The organism is Rubrivivax benzoatilyticus JA2 = ATCC BAA-35, from assembly GCF_000190375.1.
Lineage (GTDB): Bacteria > Pseudomonadota > Gammaproteobacteria > Burkholderiales > Burkholderiaceae_C > Rubrivivax > Rubrivivax benzoatilyticus.
In genome coordinates this window covers 25216-44041 of the sequence record NZ_AEWG01000070.1, presented here as the reverse complement: position 1 = coordinate 44041, position 18826 = coordinate 25216, and the positions used below count along the sequence as shown (strand labels likewise).

General features: G+C 71.8%; 18 protein-coding genes. 11 read left to right on the top strand and 7 right to left on the bottom strand.

Translation table 11 applies throughout. The annotated features are described in order from the left end of the window. Positions 1 to 1618, bottom strand: a 1618-nt coding sequence (locus tag RBXJA2T_RS07900) for an Rne/Rng family ribonuclease (RefSeq protein WP_039956574.1), incomplete at its 3' end; no start/stop codon positions are given. 650 nt (positions 1619 to 2268) lie between these two features. On the opposite strand from RBXJA2T_RS07900, the gene RBXJA2T_RS07895 reads away from it, so the two are divergent. From RBXJA2T_RS07895 to RBXJA2T_RS07855, 9 genes are all read left to right on the top strand, one after another. Further along, entirely contained in the window at positions 2269 to 3186 is a 918-nt protein-coding gene (locus RBXJA2T_RS07895) for an RluA family pseudouridine synthase (protein WP_009856813.1), read from the top strand. After that, positions 3183 to 3842, top strand: a complete 660-nt coding sequence (locus RBXJA2T_RS07890; protein WP_009856812.1) for an HAD family hydrolase — start codon at positions 3183 to 3185, stop codon at positions 3840 to 3842. Before RBXJA2T_RS07895 ends, RBXJA2T_RS07890 begins: the two co-directional genes overlap by 4 nt. Then, positions 3839 to 4234, top strand: coding sequence for a Rieske (2Fe-2S) protein (locus RBXJA2T_RS07885; RefSeq protein WP_009856811.1), 396 nt, complete (start codon positions 3839 to 3841; stop codon positions 4232 to 4234). The genes RBXJA2T_RS07890 and RBXJA2T_RS07885 overlap by 4 nt, the downstream gene beginning before the upstream one ends. Next, positions 4231 to 5226, top strand: coding sequence for a S49 family peptidase (locus RBXJA2T_RS07880; RefSeq protein WP_009856810.1), 996 nt, complete (start codon positions 4231 to 4233; stop codon positions 5224 to 5226). The genes RBXJA2T_RS07885 and RBXJA2T_RS07880 overlap by 4 nt, the downstream gene beginning before the upstream one ends. Before the next feature lie 45 nt (positions 5227 to 5271). After that, entirely contained in the window at positions 5272 to 6123 is an 852-nt protein-coding gene (asd, locus tag RBXJA2T_RS07875) for an archaetidylserine decarboxylase (RefSeq protein ID WP_009856809.1), read from the top strand. A 129-nt stretch (positions 6124 to 6252) separates the two neighbouring features. Further along, entirely contained in the window at positions 6253 to 6744 is a 492-nt protein-coding gene (locus RBXJA2T_RS07870) for a MarR family winged helix-turn-helix transcriptional regulator (RefSeq protein WP_009856808.1), read from the top strand. Next, positions 6741 to 8174 (top strand): efflux transporter outer membrane subunit, encoded by a 1434-nt coding sequence (locus RBXJA2T_RS07865; RefSeq protein WP_009856807.1) that lies wholly within the window; start codon positions 6741 to 6743, stop codon positions 8172 to 8174. Before RBXJA2T_RS07870 ends, RBXJA2T_RS07865 begins: the two co-directional genes overlap by 4 nt. A gap of 20 nt (positions 8175 to 8194) precedes the next feature. Next, complete coding sequence (locus tag RBXJA2T_RS07860) at positions 8195 to 9412, top strand: HlyD family secretion protein (protein ID WP_009856806.1); 1218 nt, start codon at positions 8195 to 8197, stop codon at positions 9410 to 9412. A gap of 1 nt (position 9413) precedes the next feature. Continuing rightward, a complete protein-coding gene (locus RBXJA2T_RS07855; RefSeq protein WP_009856805.1) occupies positions 9414 to 11033 on the top strand; it encodes a DHA2 family efflux MFS transporter permease subunit in 1620 nt (539 codons plus the stop codon). Between the two features lie 13 nt (positions 11034 to 11046). Here RBXJA2T_RS07855 and RBXJA2T_RS07850 read toward each other — a convergent pair whose 3' ends face one another. Continuing rightward, entirely contained in the window at positions 11047 to 11256 is a 210-nt protein-coding gene (locus RBXJA2T_RS07850) for a cysteine-rich CWC family protein (protein ID WP_009856804.1), read from the bottom strand. Further along, positions 11253 to 12221: a magnesium and cobalt transport protein CorA gene (locus RBXJA2T_RS07845; protein ID WP_009856803.1), complete on the bottom strand. Its 969-nt coding sequence runs from the start codon at positions 12219 to 12221 to the stop codon at positions 11253 to 11255. The genes RBXJA2T_RS07850 and RBXJA2T_RS07845 overlap by 4 nt, the downstream gene beginning before the upstream one ends. Before the next feature lie 179 nt (positions 12222 to 12400). On the opposite strand from RBXJA2T_RS07845, the gene RBXJA2T_RS07840 reads away from it, so the two are divergent. Then, positions 12401 to 12736, top strand: coding sequence for a FeoA family protein (locus RBXJA2T_RS07840; protein ID WP_037290074.1), 336 nt, complete (start codon positions 12401 to 12403; stop codon positions 12734 to 12736). Beyond that, positions 12733 to 14616 carry a ferrous iron transporter B gene (feoB, locus tag RBXJA2T_RS07835; RefSeq protein ID WP_009856801.1) on the top strand — a complete coding sequence of 628 codons (1884 nt, stop codon included), beginning with the start codon at positions 12733 to 12735 and terminating at the stop codon, positions 14614 to 14616. The genes RBXJA2T_RS07840 and feoB overlap by 4 nt, the downstream gene beginning before the upstream one ends. A 156-nt stretch (positions 14617 to 14772) precedes the next feature. Here feoB and ureG read toward each other — a convergent pair whose 3' ends face one another. The 4 genes from ureG to RBXJA2T_RS07815 all read right to left on the bottom strand — a co-directional run bounded on the left by ureG (position 14773) and on the right by RBXJA2T_RS07815 (position 18685). Continuing rightward, positions 14773 to 15420, bottom strand: coding sequence for an urease accessory protein UreG (ureG, locus tag RBXJA2T_RS07830; RefSeq protein WP_009856800.1), 648 nt, complete (start codon positions 15418 to 15420; stop codon positions 14773 to 14775). Positions 15421 to 15451: 31 nt separating this feature from the next. After that, the gene (locus tag RBXJA2T_RS07825) at positions 15452 to 16216 is read right to left on the bottom strand and encodes an urease accessory protein UreF (protein WP_009856799.1); all 765 of its coding nucleotides are present in this window, start codon (positions 16214 to 16216) and stop codon (positions 15452 to 15454) included. Continuing rightward, positions 16137 to 16892, bottom strand: a complete 756-nt coding sequence (ureE, locus tag RBXJA2T_RS07820) for an urease accessory protein UreE (protein ID WP_009856798.1) — start codon at positions 16890 to 16892, stop codon at positions 16137 to 16139. The genes RBXJA2T_RS07825 and ureE overlap by 80 nt, the downstream gene beginning before the upstream one ends. Positions 16893 to 16957: 65 nt before the next feature. Next, positions 16958 to 18685 (bottom strand): sensor histidine kinase, encoded by a 1728-nt coding sequence (locus RBXJA2T_RS07815; RefSeq protein ID WP_029718505.1) that lies wholly within the window; start codon positions 18683 to 18685, stop codon positions 16958 to 16960. Between the last annotated feature and the right edge of the window lie 141 nt (positions 18686 to 18826).

Sequence of the window (18826 nt, the reverse complement as noted above, 5' to 3'; positions counted from 1 at the left end):
GTGCCGGCTGGTCGGGCAGCACGCCCTTGATCACCGGTTCCTGCTTGCTGCGGCCCTTGTCGTTGGCGTCGCGACGGCGCGTGATGCCGACTTCCTCGTCCGGCTCCTCGACCATCGTGTAGCTGGCCTGCAGGTTCTCCAGGCGCGGGTCGTCGTGGCGCAGGCGCTCGAGCTTGTAGTTCGGCGTCTCCAGGTGCTTGTTCGGCACCAGGATGACCGTGACACGCTGCTTGAGCTCGATCTTCGTGATCTCGGTGCGCTTCTCGTTGAGCAGGAAGGAGGTCACTTCCACCGGCACCTGCACGTGCACGGCGGCGGTGTTCTCCTTCATCGCCTCTTCCTGGACCATGCGCAGGATCTGCAGCGCCGAGCTCTCGGTGTCGCGGATGTGGCCGGTGCCGTTGCAGCGCGGGCAGGTGATGTGGTTGCCTTCGGACAGCGCCGGGCGCAGCCGCTGGCGGGAGAGCTCCAGCAGGCCGAACTTGCTGATCGAGCTGAACTGCACGCGGGCGCGGTCGGTGCGCAGCGCGTCGCGCAGGCGCTGTTCGACCTCGCGGCGGTTCTTGCTCTCCTCCATGTCGATGAAGTCGACGACGATCAGCCCGCCCAGGTCACGCAGCCGCATCTGGCGCGCGATCTCGTCGGCGGCCTCGAGGTTGGTGCGGAACGCGGTTTCCTCGATGTCGCTGCCGCGCGTCGAACGCGCCGAGTTCACGTCCACCGAGACCAGGGCCTCGGTGTGGTCGATGACGATCGCGCCGCCCGACGGCAGGTTCACCGTGCGGCTGAACGCGGTTTCGATCTGGTGCTCGATCTGGAAGCGGCTGAACAGCGGCGCGTCGTCACGGTAGCGCTTCACACGCGAGGCCGACTCCGGCATCACGTGGTTCATGAACTGCTGCGCCTGATCGTAGATGTCGTCGGTGTCGATCAGGATCTCGCCGATGTCCGCGGTGAAGTAGTCGCGGATCGCGCGGATGACGAGCGAGCTCTCCTGGTAGATCAGGAAGGCGCCCTTGCCGGCCTTGGAGGCGCCGTCGATGGCGTCCCAGAGCTTGAGCATGTAGTTCAGGTCCCACTGCAGCTCGGCGGCCGAGCGGCCGATGCCGGCGGTGCGCGCGATCAGGCTCATGCCCTTCGGGTACTGCAGCTGCTCGAGGTTCTCCTTGAGCTCCTCGCGGTCCTCGCCCTCGATGCGCCGGCTGACGCCGCCGCCCTTCGGGTTGTTGGGCATCAGCACCAGGTAGCGGCCGGCGAGGCTGACGAAGGTCGTCAGCGCGGCGCCCTTGTTGCCGCGTTCTTCCTTCTCGACCTGGACCAGCAGCTCCTGGCCTTCCTTGACGACGTCCTGGATGCGCGCGTTCTTGAGCTCGACGCCGTCCTTGAAGTAGTTGCGCGAGATTTCCTTGAACGGCAGGAAGCCGTGGCGGTCCTCGCCGTAGTCGACGAAGCAGGCTTCGAGCGACGGTTCGACGCGGGTGATCACCGCCTTGTAGATGTTGCCCTTGCGCTGTTCGCGGCCTTCGAGTTCGGTCTCGAAGTCGAGCAGTTTCTGCCCGTCGACGATCGCCAGGCGCCGCTCTTCGGGCTGCGTGGCGTTGATCAGCATGCGTTTCATCGATTCTCCCGGCGCACGCCCCGCGGGGGCGGGACGCACGCGACTCCCGCGTGCCGCTCGAGCGGCACGCGCTGCCTCGTTCGATGCAGGAGAAACGCGGAAGAACCGACTGGCGCGAAGTGCCCTGGACTGCGTTCGAACCGCGCTGAGAGAAACAGCGACGGATCAGCGGCGCAGCGTTGGCGCGTGCGTTCCGAAGGCGGCTGCCCGGGCCGGCGACGCTCCGTCGCACCGCATGTGGCGCGGCGACGCCATCGCGCCGGCCGCGCCGGCGTCTTGCCGGGGCCTCGGGGCGATAGCGAGGAGGATTGTCATGAACGGCACGTCAGCGCTGGGGTCCTGTCGGACGCGGGGTCGAGCTGGAGTGTCTCCGGGTCTCGACCCTCGGGATTTCGGGTGCCTCCCAAACGAGGCGGGTTCTTCTTCGAATCTCGGTTCGCCCGCCGCCACGCGCCGCCGGCGCGCTCTGGCGGCCGGCCCGCGCACCCGCGGCCGGGCGCTGCATCACCTGTGCTGCAGCGACCTCGGCCGCCGCAGCGCTCCCGCCGTGTTTCTGTAAGCGCCGGGTAAACTCCGGAAAATCAATCACTTACCGCACGAACGTGGAGCGCCGGATTATAGGGGCCAAAGCCGGCGATGCGCCGCCGGCGGTGCAGAGAATCACCGTCGACGAGGAATCGGCCGGCCAGCGCCTGGACAATTTCCTGCTGCGCCACCTCAAGGGCGTGCCGAAAACCCACGTCTACCGCGTGATCCGCTCCGGCGAGGTGCGTGTCAACAAGGGCCGCGCCAGCGCCGACACGCGCGTTGCTGCCGGTGACGAGATCCGCGTTCCGCCGATGCGCATCGCCGAGAAGCCGGCCGCCGCCGCGGTGCCGGCACGCGAGTTCCCGGTCCTGTTCGAGGACGAGCACCTGCTGGCGATCGCCAAACCCGCCGGCGTCGCGGTGCACGGCGGCAGCGGCGTCAGCTCGGGTGTCATCGAGCAACTGCGCCGCGCCCGGCCCGACGCGCGTTTCCTGGAGCTGGTGCACCGCCTCGACAAGGAGACCTCGGGCGTGCTGCTGCTGGCCAAGAAACGCAGCGCGCTGACCGCGCTGCAGGACCAGTTCCGCGCCCGCGACACCGGCAAGAACTATCTGGCGCTCGTCGTCGGCGTCTGGCCGAAGAAGCTGAAGGTGCTGGACCTGGCGCTGCACAAGGGCACCGACGCCGCCGGCGAGCGCCACGTGCGGGTCGTTGCCGCCGACGCGCCGGACGCACGGCGCTCGATCACCGTCGTGCGCTCGGTGCGCGCCGTCGGCCCGTACTCGCTGCTGGAGATCGGCCTGAAGACCGGGCGCACGCACCAGATCCGCGTGCACCTGGCGCACTCGGGCCACCCGATCGTCGGCGACCCGAAGTACGGCGACTTCGCGCTGAACAAGACCGTCGCGCGCGAGAAACGTTTTGCGCGCATGTTCCTGCACGCCGTCGAGCTGGCCTTCGACCATCCGGCCAGCGGCGAGCGCATCACCTTGCACGCACCGCTGCCGCCGGAGTGCGAGACACTGCTGGCCGCACCATGAGCACACGCCGCTTCGACCTCATCGTCTTCGACTGGGACGGCACCCTGTTCGATTCCACCGCGCTGATCGTGCGCTGCATCCAGGACGCCTGCCGCGACGTCGGCGCCGCGGTGCCCAGCGACACCGACGCCGCCTACGTCATCGGCCTGGGCCTGGCCGACGCGCTGCAGCACGCCGCGCCCGGCCTGCCGCCCGAGCGTTACCCCGAGCTCGCCAACCGCTACCGCCACCACTGGTTCGCGCGCCAGGACGCGGTCGTGCTGTTCCCCGGCACGCTGGAGATGCTGCTGGACCTGCGCTCGCGCAACCACTGGATCGCCGTGGCCACCGGCAAGAGCCGCCGCGGCCTCGACGAGGCGCTGCGCACGTCCGACCTGAAGGCCATGTTCGACGGCACGCGCACCGCCGACGAGACGGCGAGCAAACCCAACCCGCTGATGCTCGAGCAGCTGATGCGCGAGTTCGGCACCGAGCCCGAGCGCACGCTGATGATCGGCGACACGACGCACGACCTGCTGATGGCGCAGAACGCGCGGGTGCCCGGCCTGGGCGTCAGCTACGGCGCGCACGAGCCCGAGGCCTTCGCCCAGTACGCGCCGCTGCACGTCGCCCACAGCACGCGCGAGCTGCACGACTGGCTGCTGGAGAACGCGTGAGCGCCGGCGCCGGCGTGGCGCTGTGCCCGTCGGCTGCGCTCGCTGAGCGCGGCGAGGCCCACGTCTGGGACGTGCTCGACGAACGCGGCCAGCCGGCGCGCGCCTTCGTGCTGCGTTTCGACGGCCGCGTCGTCGCCTACCTGAACCGCTGCGCCCATCTGCCGGCCGAGCTCGACTGGCAGCCCGGGCGTTTCCTCGACGCCGACGGCCGCTTCGTCGTCTGCGCGATGCACGGCGCGCTCTACGAGCCCGAGGACGGTCGCTGCGTGGCCGGCCCCTGCGCCGGCGGCCGGCTCGTGCCGCTGGACGTCGCCGAGATCGACGGCACGGTGACTTGGTATCCTTCGCGCGAGATCCGCCCGGCCCCGCCGGCCGACGAAAGCGCGACATGACCCCCACCGACGACACCCCGACGCCGGCGCAGCCGTCCGGCGCAGTTTCCCCTGCGCCCGCTCCCGCCCTCGCCGGCCTGGAGACCAGCCTCGAGAAGATCGCCCGCGAACTGCTGATCCAGCAGCGCGCCGACCGCCGCTGGCGCCTGTTCTTCCGTTTCATCTGGCTGGCGCTGGCCGTCGCGCTCGCCTGGGGCCTGATGTCCGAGCGCTTCACGCCGACGGCGCCGAGCCGGCCGCACACCGCGCTCGTCGAGGTGCGCGGCGAGATCGCCCCGGGCAGCGAAGCCAGCGCCGAGCTGCTGGTGTCGGCGCTGCGCAGCGCCTTCGAGGACCAGGGTGCGCAGGCCGTGGTGCTGCGCATCAACTCGCCCGGCGGCAGCCCGGTGCAGGCCGGCATCGTCAACGACGAGATCCGCCGCCTGAAGGTGCTGCACCAGAAGAAGGTCTACGCCGTCGTCGAGGAGATGTGCGCCTCCGGCGCGTACTACATCGCGGTGGCCGCCGACGAGATCTACGTCGACAAGGCCAGCCTGGTCGGCAGCATCGGCGTGCTGATGGACGGCTTCGGCTTCACCGGGCTGATGGACAAGCTGGGCATCGAGCGCCGCCTGCTCACCGCCGGCGAGAACAAGGGCATGCTCGACCCGTACAGCCCGCAGAACGAGCAGCAGACCGCCTACGCCAAGGCGATGATCGACCAGATCCACCAGCAGTTCATCGCCGTCGTGCGCCAGGGCCGCGGCAAGCGGCTGCAGGAGACGCCGGAAACCTTCTCCGGCCTGTTCTGGAACGGCGAGGAAGCGGTGCGCCTGGGCCTGGCCGACAAGATGGGCAACCTGGACTACGTCGCGCGCGAGGTCGTCAAGGCCGAGGACGTCGTCGACTACACGCCGCGCGAGAACGTTGCCGAGCGCCTGGCCAAACGTTTCGGCGCCGCGATGGGCGAGGGTGCCGTCAAGGCGATGCGCCAGGTGTCGCCGATCCACTGATCCCCGTTCCCCCGCTTCCCCGTTTCCTGTTCCCCGAGGTTGCCGATGTCCGACCGGCTTGCGGTCCTGCCCCAGTACGCCCTGCCCAAGCAGGCGCTCACCCGCCTGGCCGGCGCCTTCGCCGCGTCGCGCGGCGGCGCCGTCACCACGGCCGCGATCCGCTGGTTCGTGCGCCGCTACGGCGTCGACCTGTCCGAGGCCGCGAATCCCGACCCGGCGAGCTACGCCAGCTTCAACGAGTTCTTCACCCGGCCGCTGAAGGCCGGGGCGCGGCCGCTGGCCGGCGTGCCGCTGCTGTGCCCGGTCGACGGCGCGATCAGCCAGTTCGGCGCGATCGAGCAGGGACGCATCTTCCAGGCCAAGGGCCACGACTACAGCGCCACCGCGCTGCTCGGCGGTGACGCCGAACTCGCCGAGCGTTTCGCCGACGGCACGTTCGCGACGATCTATCTGAGCCCGAAGGACTATCACCGCATCCACATGCCCTGCGACGGCCGCCTGCTGCGCATGGTGCACGTGCCGGGCGAGCTGTTCTCGGTGAACCCGCTGACGGCGCGCGGCGTGCCGGGGCTGTTCGCGCGCAACGAGCGCGTGGTCTGCGTCTTCGACGGCGGCCCGTTCGCCGGGCCCTGGGTGCTGGTGCTGGTCGGCGCGACCATCGTCGGCAGCATGGCCACCACCTGGCACGGCGTCGTCAACCCGCCACGGCCGGGCGTCGTGCGCAGCTGGAACTACGACGGCCAGGACATCCGCCTCGAACGCGGCGCCGAGATGGGCCGTTTCCTGCTCGGCTCCACCGTCGTGCTGCTGTTCCCGAAGGCGCCGCTGCGCTTCGACCCGGGCTGGGCCCCGGGCCGCCCGGTGCGCATGGGCCAGGGCATGGCCGAGCTCGGCTGACGCGGCGCGGCCGCGCCGTCTTTCCCGCCCGAACCCGGGTCGGCGTCAGGGTCGGCGCCGCTGGCCGACGTGCGCGCTGATCCGTGTTGTGGCAAACTTTGCCCAAGCAACTATTGCAAGGGCATTGGATTGACTGCCAAACCAGCCAAGGCGTCGTTCTACAGCGGCGACAGCTACGACCCCGGCACCAGCGTCGGTTACCAGATCCTGCAGCTGGGCACGCTGATCCGGCGCGAGGTCGACCTGCGCATGGCCGAACACGGCCTGACCGATGCGCAGTGGAAGCCGCTGTTCATGCTGAGCATCGGCCGCGCCGAGACCGCGCACGAGCTGGCGCGTGTGCTCGACTGCGACGCCGGCGCGGTGACGCGCATGCTCGACCGGCTCGAGGCCAAGGGCCTGATCGAGCGTGTGCGCTCCGAGACCGACCGCCGCGTCGTGCACCTGCGCCTGACCGATGCCGGCCGGGCCGCGGCGGACATCGTCCCGCACGTGCTCGCCGACGCCCACAACGACCTGTTCGCCGGCTTCAGCCGCGACGAATGGATGCAGCTGCGCGAGCTCATCTCGCGCCTGATCGCCAACGCCAACCAGTTCGCCCCGGGGAGACCGGCCGCATGATCCGCTTCAAACCCGCCGCGGCCGCACTCGCCGCGGCGCTCGTCGCCGCCGGCTGCGCCAGCCCCGGCGAGCTGCCCGCCGCCCGCACCGTGTCCACCGCCGCCGCGGCCGGCGCCACCGGCACCGCGACGCCCTGGCCCGCCGAACGCTGGTGGGCCGGTTTCGGCGACACGACGCTCGACACCCTCGTCGAGCGTGCACTCGCCGGCCAGCCCAGCCTGCAGGTCGCCGCCGCCCGGCTGCGCCAGGCCGACGCCGCGGTCGGTGTCGCCTCGGCCGGCCGCCTGCCGCAGGTGCAGGGCACGCTGGACATGACGCGCCAGCGCTTCACCGAAAACGGCCCGTACCCGCCGCCGCTGGCCGGCTCGTACGAGTGGAACAACGGCGCGCAGATCGGTGCCAGCTGGGAGCTCGACCTGTTCGGCCGCCAGCGCGCGACGATCGCCGCCGCGCTCGGCCAGCGCCGCGCCGCCGAGGCCGAACTGCAGGCCGCGCGTGTGCTGCTCGCCGCCAACGTCGTCGCCGGCTACGTCAACCTCGGCCGTCTGGTCGAGAACCGCGGGGTCGCGCGCCAGTCGCTGGCCCAGCGCGAGCAGATCCTGGCGCTGGTGCGCCAGCGCATCGCCGCCGGCCTGGACACCACGGTCGAGCTGCGCCAGGCCGAGGGCCTGATCGCCCAGTCGCGTGTCGATCTGGAGGCGCTCGACGAATCGACCGCACGCGCCCGCCACGCGCTGGCCGAACTGACCGGCCAGGGCCCGAACGCGCTCGACGGGCTGTCGCCGGCGCTGGCGCCGCTGCGTTCGACGCCGCTGCCCGCCGGGCTGCCGGCCGACCTGCTGGGCCGTCGCGCCGACCTCGTCGCGCAGCGCTGGCGTGTCGAGTCGGCGATGCGCGAGGTCGACGTCGCCCGTGCGGCCTTCTACCCCAACGTCAGCCTGACCGCCTTCGCCGGCTTCTCCAGCCTCGGTCTGGACGACTTCCTGAAGGCCAGCTCGCGCAACCTGGGCATCGGCCCGGCGCTGTCGCTGCCGATCTTCGAGGGCGGCCGCCTGCGCGCCAACCTCGGCGCCAGGGCGGCCGAGGTCGACGCCGCGGTCGAGGGCTACAACGGCGCGCTGCTGCGCGCGCTGCGCGAGGTCGCCGACGAGGTCGCCGGGCTGCAGTCGCTGGAGCGCCAGCAGCGTGCCCAGGCCGAGGCCGGCGCCGCCGCCGACGCCGCCTACGCGCTGGCGATCCAGCGTTACCAGGCCGGGCTCGGCAACTTCCTCACCGTGCTCAACGCCCAGACCAACGTGCTCGCGCAGTCGCGCGCCGCCACCGAACTGAAGGCCCGCCACCTGTCCAGCGAAGTCGCGCTGACGCGTGCGCTGGGCGGCGGCTGGTCCGCCACCGCCGACACGCTGCCCGCGCCCGTCGCCTCCCGCTGAACCCCGAATCCGACCTCATCATGAGCGAACCGACTTCCACTCCCGCCGCCGCCGATCCGGGGGCCAAGCGCAAGCCTGCCCTGCTGGCCGCCACCGGCATCACGCTGGCCGCCGCCATCCTGTACGGCGGCTGGTGGCTGCTGACGCAGCGCCACCACGAGAGCACCGACAACGCCTACGTCCAGGGCCAGGTGGTGCAGATCACGCCGCAGGTCGCCGGCACCGTGCTCGCCGTGCTCGCCGACGACACCGACCTCGTCAAGGCCGGCCAGCCGCTGGTCCAGCTCGATCCCGCCGATGCCCGCCTGGCGCTGGCGCGTGCCGAGGCCCAGCTCGCGCAGACCGTGCGCGAGGTGCGCACGGTCTACGCCAACGACGCCACCTACGCCGCCAACGTGCGCCTGCGCGAGGCCGAGGTCGCGCGTGCCGAGGCCGAGGCCCGGCGTGCCGCCGACGACCTCGAGCGCCGCCGCCCGCTGCTGGCCAGCGGCGCCGTCGGTGGCGAGGAGATCAAACACGCCGAAACCACGCTGGCCTCGGCCAACAGTGCGCTGGCCGCCGCCCGCTCGGCGCTGGCTGCGGCGCAGGAGCAGGCCACCGCGAACCGCGCGCTGACCGAGGGCACGACGCCCGAGCAGCACCCGAACGTCGAACGTGCCGCCGCCGCGGTGCGCGAGGCTTGGCTGGCGCTGCAGCGCACCGAGCTGCCGGCGCCGATCACCGGCCAGGTGGCCCGGCGCTCGGTGCAGGTCGGCCAGCGGGTCGCGCCGGGCACGGCGCTGATGTCGGTGGTGCCGCTGGAGCAGGTCTGGGTCGAGGCCAACTTCAAGGAAGGCCAGCTGCGCGACATGCGCATCGGCCAGCCGGTGAAGCTGAGCGCCGACCTCTACGGCAGCCGCGTCGAGTACGAGGGCCGTGTCGCCGGCGTCGGTGCCGGCACCGGGGCCGCCTTCGCGCTGCTGCCGGCGCAGAACGCGACCGGCAACTGGATCAAGGTCGTGCAGCGTGTGCCGGTGCGCATCGAGCTCGACGCCCGGCAGTTGTCGGAGCACCCGCTGCGTGTCGGCCTGTCGATGGAGGCCAGCGTCGACACCGCCGACACGAACGGCGAGCCGGTGCTCGCCGCGGTGAAGCGCCCGACCAACCGCACCGCGGTCTTCGACGCCGCCGGCGAGGCCGCCGAGCGCCGCGTGCACGAGATCATCGCGCGCAACCTGGGTCGCCCGGCCAAGGGCTGAGATGAGCGCCACCACCGCTTCCGCGCCGGACGAAGGCCAGGCGCCGCGGCCGGCCGCACCGCCGCGGGCGCCGGCCTTTCCGCCGCTGCAGGGCGGCGCACGCATCGCCGGCACGCTGGCGCTGTCGCTGGCGACCTTCATGACGGTGCTCGACACCTCGATCGCCAACGTCTCGATCCCGGCGATCTCGGGTGACCTGGGCGTCAGCCCGCAGCAGGGCACCTGGGTCATCACCTCGTTCGGCGTCGCCAACGCGATCGCCGTGCCGCTGACCGGCTGGCTGACGCAGCGTTTCGGCCAGGTGCGGCTGTTCACCGCCAGCGTGCTGCTGTTCGTCATCGCGTCCTGGCTCTGCGGCCTGGCGCCGAACATCGAGTCGCTGATCGCCTTCCGCGTCTTCCAGGGGCTGGTGTCGGGGCCGATGATCCCGCTGTCGCAGACCCTGCTGCTGGCCAGCTACCCGCCCGCCAAGGCCGGCATGGCGATGGCCTTGTGGGCGATGACGACGATGGTCGCGCCGGTCGTCGGGCCGCTGCTCGGCGGCTGGCTCACCGACAACCTGTCCTGGCCCTGGATCTTCTACATCAACGTGCCGGTGGGGCTGTTCGCCGCGGCGCTGACCTGGTCGATCTACCGCACGCGCGACCCCGGGCCGCGCAAGGTGCCGGTCGACGCCATCGGCCTGGGGCTGCTGGTGCTGTGGGTCGGCGCGATGCAGATCATGGTCGACAAGGGCAAGGAGCTGGACTGGTTCGCGTCGACGGAGATCGTCGTGCTGGCGGTCGTGGCGGTGGTCGGTTTCCTGTTCTTCCTGGCCTGGGAGCTCACCGACCGGCACCCGATCGTCGACCTGCGGCTGTTCGGCCGGCGCAACTTCCTGTTCGGCACGACGGCGCTGTCGGTGGCCTACGGCGTGTTCTTCGGCAACGTCGTGCTGCTGCCGCTGTGGCTGCAGCAGTGGATGGGCTACACGGCGACCTGGGCCGGCATCGTGACGGCGCCGGTCGGCATCCTGGCGATCGCGCTGTCGCCGTGGGTCGGCAAGAACGTCGGCCGCATGGACCCGCGCAAGCTGGCCACCGTCGCCTTCCTCGGCTTCGGCCTGGTGCTGTGGATGCGCTCGTGGTTCAGCACCGAGGTCACGCCGGGCGTGATCCTGCTGCCGATCGTGCTGCAGGGCGCGGCGATGGCCTTCTTCTTCGTGCCGCTGCAGGCCATCATCTTCAGCGGCCTGAAGCCCGAGCAGATGCCGGCGGCGTCGGGGCTGTCGAACTTCGTGCGCATCACCGCGGGCGCGGTCGGCACCTCGCTGTTCACGACGCTGTGGGACCACCGCGCCTCGATGCACCATGCCCACCTCGTCGAGGCGATCAGCAGCGGCGCGCGCGACGCGACGACACAGCAGGTGCTGACGCAGCTGGCCGCCGCCGGCCAGAGCGCCGAGCAGGCCGGCGCGACGCTGAACCGGCTCATCGACCAGCAGGCCTACACGATGGCCGTGACCGACGTGTTCTACCTGTCGGGGCTGCTGTTCGTGGCGCTGGTCGCGCTGATCTGGATGACCTCGCCGCGGCGCACGGCCGCGGGCGCCACCCCGGCCGACGCCGGGGGCGCGCACTGAACGCGGCGCGGACTCAGGTCCGCGCCGGCGCCTGCACCGGCGCGCCGGCGGCGATGGCGCGCAGGCAGTCCGGGCACAGGCAGCTCGGGTACAGCGACATCATCGTGCGCAGCGGCCGGGTGTCGAGCTTGACCTCGGTGCAGGCGCAGGGCCCGGGGCCGGCGATGCCGCAGTGGAAGGACGCACCACAGCGCGGGCAGGTGTCGGTCTTGTCCTGGTTCATAACCATCCCAGTTTCTTGAAGCGCCGGTACATCAGGGCACAGACGCTGCCGATGACGGCGAGTGCCGCCGGATAACCCCAGCGCCAGTCGAGCTCGGGCATGTACCTGAAGTTCATGCCCCAGACACCGACGAAGGCGGTGGCCACGGCGAAGATGCCGGCCCAGGCCGCCAGGCGCTTGGTGGTCTCGCTCTCCTCGATCGTCACCATCGACAGGTTGACCTGGATGGCGGTGGCCACCGTCTCGCGCAGCGCGTCGAGCGTGCCGTTGATGCGCATGAGGTGGTCCGAGACGTCGCGGAAGTACTCCTGCGTGCCGACGCAGGCCGCCGGCGTGCGGCCGCCGTGCAGGCGCAGCACCGGGTCGATCAACGGCAGCACCGCGTGGCGCAGCACTGCCAGTCGGCGCTTGACGTCGTAGAGCTGCTCGATGCTGCGGCGCGCCGCGCCGGGCTCGAAGATCTGCGTCTCGATGCCGTCGACGAGGTTCTCCAGCTCCTCGACCAGCGGGAAGTAGCGGTCGACCGCCGCGTCCAGCAGCGCGTAGAAGACGAAGCCCGGCCCTTGTGCCAGCAGCGCCGGCGCCTGCTCGCAGCGTGCGCGCACGCCGACGAAGCCCTGGGTGCCGCGGTTGCGCACCGAGACCACGTAGTTCGGCCCGGCGAAGATCGCCAGCTCGCCGACCTGCAGCTCGTCGGTGGGGCCGTACTCGACGAGGTGCACGACGGTGAACAGCATGTCCCCGTATTCCTCGATCTTCGGCCGCTGGTGGCCGTGGCGCGCGTCCTCGACGGCCAGCTCGTGCAGGCCGAACTCGCGCTGCATCGCGGCCAGTTCGTCGTCGCTGGCGTCGCGCAGCGCCACCCAGACCAGGGTGCCGGGTTCGGCGAGGTGCTCGCTGATCGCCTCGACCGCGATGTCGGCGAGCTTGACGCCTTGGCGGTAGGCGACGCAGTTGATCAGCATGGACGCTCGGGGGCAGGGCACGCGGAAGTGTCGCACGGCCCGCGGCGCCGTCGAGAGTTCACGCTGGCCGCTGCTGGCAGCGGCTGGCCTTGACAACAGTCAGGCCGGCAGACGGTTTTGCTTGTGTCAGGGTTTTTGCCTGGGCTCATAATGAGAAATATTCGCATTTGATGCCGATCATGGGCTTTGGCAACTTCTTCCGCACCCCCTCGCCGGCGCTGATGCCGGTGGCGAGTTCGCCGGCGCCGGCGAACGGTCCCGGCGCGTCGCCTGCGGCCCAGTCGCTGGACGCCGCGGCCACCGGCCTGCCGTGCCGCGTGCTGTCGGTGACGCCGCCGGCGCTGGCGCCCGACTGGGCGCGCTGGCTCGCCGAGATCGGCTTCCTGCCCGGTGAACGTGTCACCGTGACCACGCGCAGCGTCTGGGGCGGCGACCCGCTGGTCGTGCGCGTCGGCCAGTCGACCTTCGCGCTGCGCCGCGCCGAGGCCACCTGCGTGCGCGTGGAGCCGCTATGAGCGGCTGCCACGAGACCGTCGTCCACTTCCATCCCGGCGGCCAGCTGGTCGCCCTCGTGGGCAACCCGAACTGCGGCAAGACGGCGCTGTTCAACCTGCTGACCGGCAGCCGCCAGAAGGTGGCCAACTACGCCGGCGTCACCGTCGAGCGCAAGGAAGGCCTGCTGCGCACCGCCGCCGGCAAGACGCTGCGTGTGCTCGACCTGCCCGGCGCCTACAGCCTGCACCCGCGTTCGCCCGACGAACGCGTGACGGTCGACGTGCTCTACGGCCGCGCCAAGGGCGAACGCCGTCCGGACGTCGTCGTCTGCGTCGTCGACGCGACCAACCTGCGCCGCAACCTGCGCCTGGTGCTCGCGGTGCAGCGCCTGGGCCTGCCGTGCATCGTCGCGCTGAACATGGCCGACATGGCCGCGCGCCGCGGCATCACGGTCGACGCCGAGGCGCTGTCGCGCGAACTCGGCGTGCCGGTCGTGCCGACGGTCGGCATCAAGGCCGACGGCGATCGCGCGCTGCGCGCGCTGCTCGAGGACAAGAGCCTGTGGCGTGCGCCGCAGAAGGCGCACGACACGCTGCATCTCGACGGCGATCACCACACCGTGCAGGGCATCCTCGAGCGCCTGGACCTCGACAAGGCGATGCCCGAGACCGGCAGCGACCGCATCGACCGCGTCGTGCTGCATCCGGTGGCCGGCCCGGCGATCCTGGCCTTGCTGCTGTTCCTCGTCTTCCAGGCGGTGTTCGCCTGGGCCGAGGCGCCGATGGGCTGGATCGAGGAAGCCACGGCGGCCGCCGGCGAGGCCGTCGGCGGCTTCATCCCCGAAGGCGTGCTGCACAGCTTCGTCGTCGACGGCCTGATCGCCGGCCTGGGCGGCGTCGTCGTCTTCCTGCCGCAGATCCTGATCCTGTTCTTCTTCATCCTGCTGCTGGAGGAGTCGGGCTACCTGCCGCGTGCGGCCTTCCTGCTCGACCGCCTGATGGGCGGCGTCGGGCTGTCGGGGCGTTCGTTCATCCCGCTGCTGTCGAGCTTCGCCTGCGCCATCCCCGGCATCATGGCCACGCGCACCATCGCCGACCCGCGCGACCGCATCGTCACCATCCTGCTGGCGCCGATGATGACCTGCTCGGCGCGGCTGCCGGTCTACGCGCTGCTCATCGCGGCTTTCATCCCGGCGCGCCAGGTGGCCGGCGGGCTGGAGTTGCAGGGGCTGGTGCTGTTCGCGCTCTACATGGCGGGCATCGCGGGCGCCTTCGCGATCGCCTGGGTGCTCAAGCGTTTCGGCAGTGGCAAGAGCCAGGTGCGCACGCTGATGATGGAGCTGCCGGCCTACCACTGGCCGACGGTGCGCTCGGTGGCGCTGGGCCTGTGGCAGCGCGCGACGATCTTCCTGCGCCGCGTCGGCGGCGTGATCCTGGTGCTGACCATCGTGCTGTGGGCGCTGTCGAGCTTCCCGGCGCCGCCCGAAGGCGCGACGCAGCCGGCCATCGAGTACAGCCTCGCCGGCCGCATCGGCCAGGCGCTGGCCGTGGTCTTCGCGCCGATCGGCTTCAACTGGCAGATCAGCATCGCGCTGGTGCCGGCGATGGGTGCGCGCGAGGTCGCGGTGGCGGCACTGGCCACGGTCTACGCCGTCGGCGACGCCGGCGACGAAGCCGGCAGCGCGCTGGCGCCGCTGCTGGCGCAGGACTGGTCGATGGCCACCGCGCTGGCGCTGATGGCCTGGTTCGTCTTCGCGCCGCAGTGCCTGTCGACGCTGGCGACGATCAAGCGCGAGACCGGCGGCTGGAAGTGGCCGCTGGTCACGGCCGGCTACCTGTTCGTGCTGGCCTACGTGGCGGCCTTCGTCACCTACCGCGTGGCGCTGGCGTTCGGGCTCTGAGGTCAGCCGGCCTGGGGTCAGGTCTCTCGAGACCTGACCCCTTTTTGCGTGTGCAGCCTGGGCAGCCTGGGGTCAGGTCTCGCGAGACCTGACCCCGTTTTGCGCGTTGTGCGCGCCAGACCTGACCTCGTCGTTGTGCGTCCGCACGCCGCCGGCTCAGCCCTTCAGCATCCCCTTGCGCTCGATGAACTCGACGACCTCGGCCAGGCCGTCGAGCGTCTTCAGGTTCGTCATCACGAAGGGTTTCGTGCCGCGCATGCGGCGCGTGTCCTCGGCCATCACCTCCAGCGAGGCGCCGACGTGCGGCGCGAGGTCGGTCTTGTTGATGACGAAAAGGTCGCTCTTGGTGATGCCGGGGCCGCCCTTGCGCGGGATCTTCTCGCCGGCCGCGACGTCGATGACGTAGATCGTCAGGTCCGACAGCTCGGGGCTGAAGGTCGCGGCGAGGTTGTCGCCGCCGGACTCGATGAACACGATGTCGGCGTCGGGGAACTTCTCCAGCAGCCGGTCCACCGCTTCGAGGTTGATCGACGCGTCCTCGCGGATCGCGGTGTGCGGGCAGCCGCCGGTCTCGACGCCGACGATGCGCTCCGGGTCCAGCGCGCCGGCCACGGTCAGCAGGCGCTGGTCTTCCTTGGTGTAGATGTCGTTGGTGACGACGACGAGGTCCCAGCGCTCGCGCATCGTCTTGCAGAGCATCTCGAGCAGCGTCGTCTTGCCCGAGCCGACCGGCCCGCCGACGCCGACCCGCAGCGGCGGCAGCCGGCGCGTGCGGCCGGGGATGGAATGAAGCGTGTGGGTCATGCCGCAGATCATGCAGCAACCGTGCCCGCGCTCAGGACCGGAACAGCCGCGAGTACTGCGCCTCGTGCCGCGCCGACAGCACCGCCAGCATCGGCGCGAAGGCGACGCGGCCGGCGTCGTCGGCGGCCAGCGCACGGTCGGCGGCCGCCGGCAGCGCCGCGGCCAGCGCGGCGAGGATGCGCTGCGCCGCGGCCTGGCCCAGCGGCACGGCCTTCATCGCCGCCTGCACCAGGTTCTCGGCCCAGCCGAAGCCGAAGGCCAGCAGCGCCTCGCGTTCGGGCGCGTCGGCCAGCACCGCGGCGAGCGCGAAGCCGACCGGCCAGGTCGGCGCCGGCGGCAGCGCGGCCAGCGTGGCGATGCGTGCATCGCCGGCCTGTTCGCCGTTCTTCAGCCACTCGACCAGCGAGCGCCCCATCTGCTCGGCCTGCAGCCGGAACTCGGCGCTTTCGCGGCTGGCCTGCACCCAGTCGTTGAGCTCGCGCACACGCGCCGCGTCGCCGTCGCGCCAGGCGCGCATCGCCTGCACCAGCGCGGGGCCGTCGGCACGCGCCAGCGTCAGCTCCAGCTGCGCCAGCAGCCAGTCGCGTGCACCGGCCTCGCCCTGCAGCCGGCCGGCGTCGACGGCCGCCTCCAGGCCTTCGGAGTAGCTGAAGCCGCCGACCGGCAGCGCCGGCGAGGCCAGCCAGATCAGCCGCAGCAGCGTCGGGGCCTGCACCTCAGCGGTGGCCGTGGTGGCCGCCGCCGCAGCCGCCGTGCCCGCCGCAACCGCCGTGGCCACCGCAGCCGCCGTGGGCATGCCCGTGGCCTGCCGCCGGCGCGTGTGCCGGGCCGTGGTCGTGCCCGTGATCGTGGCCGCAGCCGCTGCCATGATCGTGACCGTGGTCGTGCCCGCAGGCCGCCGCGTGCGCCGGCGCCGCGGCCTTGGCGTGGTGGTGCTCGTGGCCGTGATCGTGGCCGCAGCCGCCGGTCGCGTGGTCGTGGCCGCAGCCTTCGTGCGTGTGGCCGTGGGCGTGTTGATGGCCGTGCCCGTCCGCGGCATAGGCCCCGCCTTCGGGCTCGAACGGCTCGTGCGCCTCGGCGACGTCCAGCCCCATGCGGCGCAGCATCTCGGCGAGCACGTGGTCGGGTTCGAGCTTCAGGTGCTCGTGGCGCAGTTCCAGCGCGACGTGGCGGTTGCCCAGGTGGTAGGCGGCGCGCATCAGCTCGAACGGCGCGGCGGCGCGCACGACGAGCACCGGCTGCGCCGCCGCGCCCACGCGCACCAGCGAGCCGTCCTCGGCGACGAGCACGTCGCCGCCGCGCACCACGCTGCCGCGCGGCAGGAAGACACCGAGCACACGCCCGGCGCTGTCGGTGGCGTCGAAGCGGCTCTTCTGCCGCGTGTCCCAGTCCAGCTCGACGGCCGGGGCGCGTTTGAGCAGCGCACCGGCGAGGCCGCGGCCCTGGGGAATGATCTTGTTGACGGTGAGCATCGGGGGCAATCCAGTACGGGGCGGCCAGGCCGCCCGGAGACACGCAGTCTAGCCCCCGCCGGCCGTCAGGCCGGCTGCGCCAGCGTGCTGTCCTCGGGCTCGGGCAGCGTGAAGCGGAAGGCCGCGCCAGCGCCCGGCGCGCCGTCGGCCCAGACCCGCCCGCCGTGGCGCCGCACCACGCGCGCCACCGTCGCCAGGCCGACGCCGGTGCCCGGGAACTCGCGGCTGCTGTGCAGACGCTGGAAGGGCTGGAACAGGCGGTGCGCGTGCGCGGCGTCGAAGCCGGCGCCGTTGTCGCGCACGATGAAGATGCGCTCGCCGTTGAAGACCTCGGACGTCACCTCGACCACCGGCTCCTCGGCGCGCGAGCTGTACTTCCAGGCGTTGGCCAGCAGGTTGTGAAGCGCGATGCGCAGCAGCCCCGGGTCGCCGACGACGCTCATTTCCGGCTCGACACGCAGCTCGACGTGGTACTCCGGATCGGCGTCGGCGAGCTCGGCGGCGATCTCCCAGGCCATCGCGCTCAGGTCGACGGGCTGCGGCTCGAGCGTGCGCCGGCCGACGCCCGACAGCGTCAGCAGGTCCTCGGTCAGCCGCACCATGTTCGCGACGCTGTTCTCGGCGTGATGGAGGATGTCCAGCGCCGCCTCGGGCAGCGTCTTGCCGTGTTTGTGGCGCAGCAGCTGCATCACGCCGTGGATGCCGTGCAGCGGCCCGCGCAGGTCGTGCGAGGCCGAGTAGGTGAAGGCGCGCAGCTCCTCGTTGGCGTGCTCGAGCTCGGCGGTGCGCTCGCGCACCTTGTGCTCCAGCGTCTCGCGGTGCCGGCGCTCGGCCTCGGCGCTGCGGCGGATCTGCGCCAGCGCCGCCCACAGCAGCAACGTCAGCGCGGCGACGACGCCGGCCACGCCGAAGGCCAGCGTCAGCACCCGCTGGCGCCACGGCGCGAGCAGCGGATGCAGGTCCTGGCCGATGCCCACCAGCAGCGCCGGCTGCCCGATCTCGCGATAGGTCAGCAGGCGCTCGACACCGTCGATCGCGCTGGCCGCCTGCAAGGTCACCGGGCCGGCCAGCGGCCTGGGCGCGCTGAACACCGGCGACAGCGTGGACATGTCCAGCCCGGGGCGCATCGACGCGTACTGCGGGTAGCGCAGCAGCAGCAGGCCGTCGGCGCGTGTCAGCACCAGGCTGTGCGCCGGCGACAGCTCCAGCTCGCGGTAGAAGCGCTCGAAGTGTTCGCTGTCGAGCATCGCGACGGCGACCCCCAGCACCGTGCCGTCGCCGCCGACGATGCGCCGGGTCACCGGGATCACCGGTGCGGCGGCATCGCCCAGCGGCGGGCCGACGTGCAGGCGTTCGTCGCTGGCCCGCAGCGTGGCGGACAGCGTCGCGCGCAGCGCGGCCGCGTCACGCAGCACGTCGTCGTCGCCGCTGGCGCCCTGCAGCTCGAGTTCGGGGCCGTAGATCGCCAGCCAGCGCGCCTGCGGCAGCAGCGCCCGCTTGCGTGCCAGCTCGCGCGGCAGGCCGTCGATCTCACGCCGCGCCAGCGCGTCGGTCGCGATCGTCTGCAGGATCACGTCGACGGCGCCGACGCTGCGGCGGACATGCTCCTCGAGTGCGCGCGTCAGGGTCGCGGCCTGTTCGGTGGCGCTGTCGATGCGGTCCCGCCGCTCCTCGCGCCCGTAGAGGATGGCTGCCGTGCAGACCAGCAGCACCATCAGGAGAAAAGCCGCCATGAGGCTCTGTTCGAGCCGGCGGTGGAAGAGATCCCGCGCAGCGGCGGGGGAGTCGTTCATGGGCCTGCCTGTTCCGCGCGGTACTGCCTGGTCGCGCCGTCGATCTTCCCCGGCAGAGGGGTGCCATCAGCGGCCGGGATTCTGCCCGGCCGGCCGGAAGTCTAGCGAGCGCAAGGGGGGGTTGCCGAGCGGATCAGGCGG